Origin of the sequence: Thermomonas sp. (assembly GCF_020850895.1) — a bacterium.
Taxonomy (GTDB): Bacteria; Pseudomonadota; Gammaproteobacteria; order Xanthomonadales; family Xanthomonadaceae; genus Thermomonas.
Window position 1 is genome coordinate 1 of the sequence record NZ_JADZDS010000031.1, and the last position, 6398, is coordinate 6398.

The 6398-nt window shown below is 65.2% G+C and carries 7 protein-coding genes; all 7 read right to left on the reverse strand.

Annotated features, from left to right (window positions below; translation table 11 throughout):
• Positions 1–758 (reverse strand): DUF2163 domain-containing protein (locus IT472_RS03175; protein WP_297178259.1); only part of this gene is annotated, 758 nt, incomplete at its 3' end.
• Positions 748–1926 (reverse strand): hypothetical protein, encoded by a 1179-nt coding sequence (locus IT472_RS03180; RefSeq protein WP_297178262.1) that lies wholly within the window; start codon positions 1924–1926, stop codon positions 748–750. The genes IT472_RS03175 and IT472_RS03180, both read right to left, overlap by 11 nt.
• A complete protein-coding gene (locus IT472_RS03185) occupies positions 1919–4480 on the reverse strand; it encodes a hypothetical protein (protein WP_297178265.1) in 2562 nt (853 codons plus the stop codon). The genes IT472_RS03180 and IT472_RS03185 overlap by 8 nt, the downstream gene beginning before the upstream one ends.
• A complete protein-coding gene (locus tag IT472_RS03190; protein WP_297174491.1) occupies positions 4470–4619 on the reverse strand; it encodes a hypothetical protein in 150 nt (49 codons plus the stop codon). Before IT472_RS03190 ends, IT472_RS03185 begins: the two co-directional genes overlap by 11 nt.
• 14 nt (positions 4620–4633) lie before the next feature.
• Entirely contained in the window at positions 4634–5080 is a 447-nt protein-coding gene (locus IT472_RS03195) for a hypothetical protein (protein WP_297178268.1), read from the reverse strand.
• Between the two features lie 2 nt (positions 5081–5082).
• On the reverse strand, positions 5083–5838 hold the full coding sequence (locus IT472_RS03200; RefSeq protein WP_297178270.1) for a hypothetical protein: 756 nt from the start codon (positions 5836–5838) through the stop codon (positions 5083–5085).
• 39 nt (positions 5839–5877) lie between these two features.
• Complete coding sequence (locus IT472_RS03205) at positions 5878–6315, reverse strand: hypothetical protein (RefSeq protein WP_297178273.1); 438 nt, start codon at positions 6313–6315, stop codon at positions 5878–5880.
• Between the last annotated feature and the right edge of the window lie 83 nt (positions 6316–6398).

Here is a 6398-nt window from a genome sequence, read left to right on the forward strand (position 1 = left end):
CACGCTTCCCAGGTGCGCTCGCAGCCCGGCAACGCAGTGACGGCCAACCCGTTCGCGAGGTCGGGTGAGCCGTACAGCACGGTGATGCTGCTGCCGGTGTGCGTCATGATCTGGCGGCGCTCGGTCAGGCCGTCGGCGTTCGTCCACGACAGCGAGCCGCCGGCGAGCGTGAAAGCGGTTCCTGAAAACGCGCTGGCGGTCAGCGTGAGACCGCTCACGCCCGACAGCGTGGCCGATACCGCGAACGCATCCGGGTCCAGATTGCAGCCACGCAGACCGGTCGAATAGACCGTTTTCCAGCACGCCCGCTGCCACTTCGCGCCCTGGTTGCGGGCGCGGTCATTGCTGCCCGTCGGCTCGCAGGTCAGCTCCAATTCCACGTCGGTGAACTTGGGCTGCGTCACCTGCCCCATCCACTCCACCGCCGGCGGGTCGGCTTCGCCCGCGTGCGTGGTCATGCAGATCACGGTGATCGTGCTGCTGGGCACGAACGGGACCCACTGATCGCCCAGGGACTGCGTGGCCGGGAGCTCCACTGCACCGGGATCGCGCAGGTAGGCCATCGTGATGGTGATCTTGTCCTTTGCTCGCTCCGCGGTTTGTCGGATCTCGCTGCGGTCGATCTGCGCTGCCGTGTAGGTGTTGCCGCCGATGGTGATGTCGCGGTCGGCGTTGCAGAACCGCCAGACCTTCATCTGCCGGGTGAACACGAACAGCCGGATGGGCCGGCGACCGAACAGGGTGGCGTCAAGCGTCATCGTCGGCAACCCCCACAAACTCCAGCGCAGTGGTCACCACGTCCAGAGTCCACCAGTCCAGACGGTTCACGTCCGCGGACTGGCGGGCGAACACCATGTAGCTCACACGCAGGATGTCGGCAGCGACCACGGTGCCGGGCCATGCGGCATTCAGCGTGAGCCGTTCAACGCCCGCGCCGGCAGGCGCCACCGAAACCACGCGGCGATACAGCACGGTGCCGTCGAGCAGTTCGATGCGAAGATCCCGGCGCTGCGGCTGCGCCCCGGCGGCAACCAGCCCGCACGCCGCGACATCCAGCGTGAAAGCGCCACCCGTGACCCCGGCAACCGCGGTCAAGTCATGCCCACGCGACGGCACCCACAGCGGATTCGCGCGTCCGGCCAGGGCGAACAACAGCCGGAACAGCGCCCACACCTCCGCACGCCCAACCGCCGTGTAGCCGATCGACAGCTTTGCGCGTGGCTGGCCAACAAGATCAGCGCGCACCGGCGTCCCGATGCCGTAATCCACCGGCATCAGGTCACGCTCAGGCGTCCACTGCGGCGCCGCGCTCCAGTCAGCATCGAGTTCCAACACCGGGAAGCCGCGATAAGTCGGCAAGCTGTCAGCGGCCGGCACCGTCGGCGTGGATGCCGCCGCGAGGAAGCTCAGCCCGTAGGTCACGGCATCGCCCGTGAAGCGATCCAGCGCAGGCGTGGATGCCAGCGACGCGCGCCAGGCGGGCGCCAGCAGCGTGCCGGCTGGCCATGCTTGCACGGTGGCCGAGATTGTCACGCCGGAGCCGTCGAACGCGCTCACGTCCACCAGCTCGCATTGCCCGGGCGCCAGCCCCAGCAACATGGCTTTGCCGCCAACTTCAAACCGCAGCGAATCCGCGTCACCCGTCACGCTGGTTGCACCGATCGACAGGTCGGACGAAATCAGCAAGGCATCCGGCAGCACCGGCACCCACCAATCGCGTCCGGCGTAGGCGTGCAGCGAGGTTTCCAGCCACTGCCGCGCGGCGCCGGTTTCCTGCCCACTGCATGACAGCGTGACGCGCGGAACACCGCGCAGGCGGCGCGTCTGCTCGGGCCCAGTCGCGGCCTGCATCACGTCGGTCAGCCACTCCCATTGCTCGGAGCGGTCGCCGCCCGTGGTGAACGCGAAGGGAACCGGATCAGCCACGCGTCAGCCCCGTCCAGTTGTTGCGCACATGGGTCAACACCACGCGCTCACCGGCGGCGCTGGCCAACGCATTGGCCACCGCTTCATCGCCGATGGCGACGATAGGCGTGGTCACCAGTCCACCACCGCCGCCGTTTGCGGTGACGCCCAGGCGTCCATCCGGGCCGCGTTCCAGCGGCATGATGGCTTCCGGCCCGGCTTCACCCATCACGCCGAACTGGCCGCCTGCGCCGAAGGCGAACAGGGTTGGATCGCTCACGATCCGATTGGTGAACGCACCGCCTGCCGCGAAGGCAGAAATGCCGGCCAGAGTGGCGGCGAACACGCCGCCCTTGGCGAAAGCGCGCAGGCCGCCAGGCGCAAAAACATTGCCGAGCGCGCTGTATGGCCCGATGGTTGGCATGCCACCACCACCACCACCGCCGCCGCCAAACGACGGAAACAGACTGAAGATGATGCGTTTCGCAAGCATCTCCGCCGCCATCCGTGCCAAGCCCTGCACGAAACTCAGCACCATGTCCTTGAACGCGTCCTTGAAGGACTTGGCGCCGGTGGCAAGATCGGCGAAAAAGTTGGTCAGCGACGATGTCGCCTGATCGGCCACCGCCATCTTGTATTGCTGCTGTTGCGCGGTGAGCTGAGCCAAGTCGGTATCAAGCTGGGTCAGCCCAAGACGGGCGGCCGCGTACTCCGCGCTTTCCGGCGAAAGCGTGGCGAGGTACGCCTGCATTTGTCCGCGCAGCACCTTCAGCTGCTCGATGCTGCGGTCGCGGATCGCCTGCAATTGCGTTTCCGCTTCACCCGGCGCGATGCTGAAGCTCGCCATTTGCGCATCGATCAAGCCCATGTCGGCCTGCATCTGCGACATCACCGCGCTGCTGCGCTGACGCAGGTTATCGGCAGTCGCCTGCGCGGCCTCACGTTCGGCCTTGGCTTGTTCGCGCGCGACGGCCGGGCCGATGGCCGCGCGGTCGCGTTGCAGCTTGATGATCTCGGTCAGCGCACGGGATTGCTGTTCGGTGCTGGTGGCCGCTGCCGCATCGGCTTGTGCCTCGGCAATCTTGATGTCGATTTCCTGCAACTGCAGGGCTTGCTTTTGCGCGAAGTAATCGGCCAGCTTGATGCCGCCGTCCTGGTAGCGCTGTTCCAACGCATCGAGGTCGCGCTTGATCTGGTCCAGCGCCAGGGCGGATTGATCGGCCATGCCCTCGATGACCTTGCGCGCCGCCTCGCGAGAAGCACTGCCACCACCCTTGCCATCGCCATTGCCATTGCCATCACCGAACAGCGCCGCCAACTGCCGCCGCAGCTGTTCGCCTTTCGCTGCCGCATCCGATGCCGCATTGCCGGCCGCGTCCGCCGCGCGACGAGCATTGCCGCCGTCGGCGGGCGCGTCCGCGAAGGCTGCGGAGAATGCGTTCTTGATGTCAGCAACGTTCGAGAGGAAGATCGAACGCGTCGCCGACAAGTTGCCGACGAGCTGATGCTGCGCATTCCGCGCCGCATTGAAGTACGCGATCGTGTTGGTCTTCGCGGAGTCGACAAACGCGCTGAATGCCGCAACCGGCCCGCCGGTAATGTAGGCTTTCAGCGTCGCGCCGACCGTCTTGAACGCGGCGCCCAATCCTTGGAGGATCATCTTGCCAGCAGTGATGGCGGTATCGGCCATGCTGGCGATGACGGTGGTGACAATCTCGACGGCGTTCTTGACCACCACCGCGCCGATCGCCACGACTTTGAAAACACTAGCCAGAAACTTGCCGCCTTCCGCCGCCGCCTCGGACGACTTCGCGGAATCTACCGCCGTGCCGGCATACGCCGCCATCGCCGGCGCGAGTTGCTGCGCGGCGACATTGAAGACGCCGGTCATCACGCCTTTGAGCGAGTCCAGATTGTCGTTGAATTCTGCCGCGCCAGCCGTTGCTTGATCGCTGAAAACATTGCCCGTTCTGGCGGCGGCCTCGCTCAATTCGTCGAAGCCCTGAGTGCCGACATTCAACAATGGAATCAGGTCGCCGCCCATGCGCTTGCCGAAGAGCGTGGCGGCGAGTTCAGATTTTTCTGCGCTGTCGGGAAGCGCGGCGAAGACATCCATCAGCTGCCGCAGTTTGCCCGCAGTCGTAGGCGCGTCCACGCCGAGCTGTCTAAGTAGTCCAGAATTCTTGGACAGATTTGTCTGGAAAAAGAAAAACGCTTTCCCCAGCGTATCCAGCTCAATTCCGCTGAACTTTGCCGCATAGGCAAACCGACTAATGTCTTCACTCGACATCGCGATCATCTGGCGGATTTCATCGATCCGATCCATCCGATCGAACGACTCCATCACGCCATTGACGATGCCGCGCACAGCCTGCAAGCCGACGAACGCGCCGACAAGGTTGCCAACGCCTTCGCGGATCGTGCCCAGGCTGCGCTTCCATGCCGATGCATCCGGCGCGGATTGCGCGGCCGCGCGCTTGATTTGCCCAAGCTCACCACGCAGCAGGCCGAGGCCTTGCTTGATATCGGCGATGTCAGCCGAAATCTTGACGCGCAGGTCGGTATTAGTCGCCATCGGTCAGGCTCCGCATCAAGCGCTTGAAATCGTCATTGCCGTACTGCGCGCTGCGCGCCGCGATGCAGGCATTCACCTGCATGCGACGTTGACGTCTGGCCTCGGCATCGCTCAGCGCGTGGAACCGTGCCAGTGGCATGCCCAGCACCTCCGTCAATGCGTAGCCGCAGGCGCAGAGGCCGTGGATGCCGTCTGCCCATCCCCATTGGCGGACAGCGCGACGGCCAGCGTGCTGCGCACCGCGCCGGCCTGTTGGGCGAAAAAATCCATGTTGAGTTTCACGATGGCAACGATCAGCGCCACCAGCCCGGCGATATCGCGGCTGGACTGCAATCGCTCGATGGGGATGCCGGTGCACACGCTCACCGCGCTCAGCAGCGCAACGCCGCGCGTGGCCAGCAAACTCACCAGTGCCGATGCAACATCACCGCCTCCCTGCACGGCGGCGATTGCCGGGCCCAGCGCCGGCAGCACCGATTCCAGCTCCGCGCTCAGGGCGATGCACTGCCCGACGGTCAGCGGCCGCACTTGCACGGCCGCGCCGTCGAACGGCACCTCGACGCATCGATCCACGAACGCAAGCGCGGCATCGTCCGTCATGCTCACGCCTCGGTCTCGAAGGTGAAGTACTGGCTGATCCCGGCACCGGTCCGGGAGCCGTCCGGCAGCAGCGCGCCATTGACTTGGCCGGCGCCGAAGTCATCGCCGATCAGCGCCATTTCCTGCAGCACGCCGCCGCTGACTTTGTAGGCATGCACGCGCACGCGCTTGCCGCTTTGCGCTTCGTTCAGGCCCACGAACACCAGCTCGTATTGCTTGTTGCTGGCCACCAGCGCTTCGACCTTCGACTGCGCCACGTTGGTGTACGTCACATTGACGTTCACAGCGCCGGAAACCGGGGCAGGAATCGTGGACGTGCTGGGCAGATACAGCATGCCGTCGCGCAGCTCGTAATCAGTGCCGACGGTGTAAGCCGCACCACCGCCGGCCGGCTCCACCTTAGTGATGGTGGCTGCGATCTTCGCCAGTTTGGTGTAGCCGCCCTTGTAGGCCACCGCCTCTTCCGCAGGAACCGTGCCTGCGGCGATATCGGATGCGCTGCTGCGCAAGCCGATGGCGAAGTTGGCCGCGCTGAAATCGTGGAAGGTGAAGCTCATGTCCACGCCGGTCAGGCGCCGCACTTCGTTGCGTTTGTTGCCGCCGGGCTGAGTGGAATCCATCAGAGTCTTGACGTCTTCCTGCGGGCTGAACTTCAGCTCGCTGCAGTTGCCAAGCGTCACCAGCGGCGCGGCGGAGCCGAACTCGCGGATCAGGATCGAGCCGCTGCCCAGGTAGCTGTAATCGGTGGAGGGGATCATGGTCGTGCTCCTTGTTGCAGGGGTTGCTGTGGGCCGCGGTCAGCGGATGGGGATGTGGGAAGTGAATCGAATCTGGGCGCCCACCCATGGCGACATGCCTTCCGCCGCTTCCACCGGCGTGGCTTCGACAAAGGTGGGGAACTGGTATCCGGCCGGGAAATCCGGCTGGCGTTGCTCGAACGCACGTTCAACGTCGTCGATCAGCTCTTGCAGGCGCTCTTGCGCATCGCTGCGTGCGTTGCCGACTTTCGCGATGACCGCCACCGTCACCAGCCGTTTGGAGCGCGTCAACGCGGCATCGGTGGCACGGGCGCGCGACTCGATGATCGGGACGATGCAGAGCCCATCAGATTGCGGGATCTGGCGCGGCTCCATCGAGACGTGCAGCCCCGCGTCGGTGTGGTAGCCGTCGGCCACCTTGATCCGCGCAAGGCAGGTCTGGAAGGCAGTCAGCAGAGTCCAGGCCGGCGTGCTCATGACACCACCCAGCGGCTGATGGATTGATCCTGCGTCACCAGCGCATCGAGGGTGTAGACCGTGCCGTCGATGGTGACGGTGTC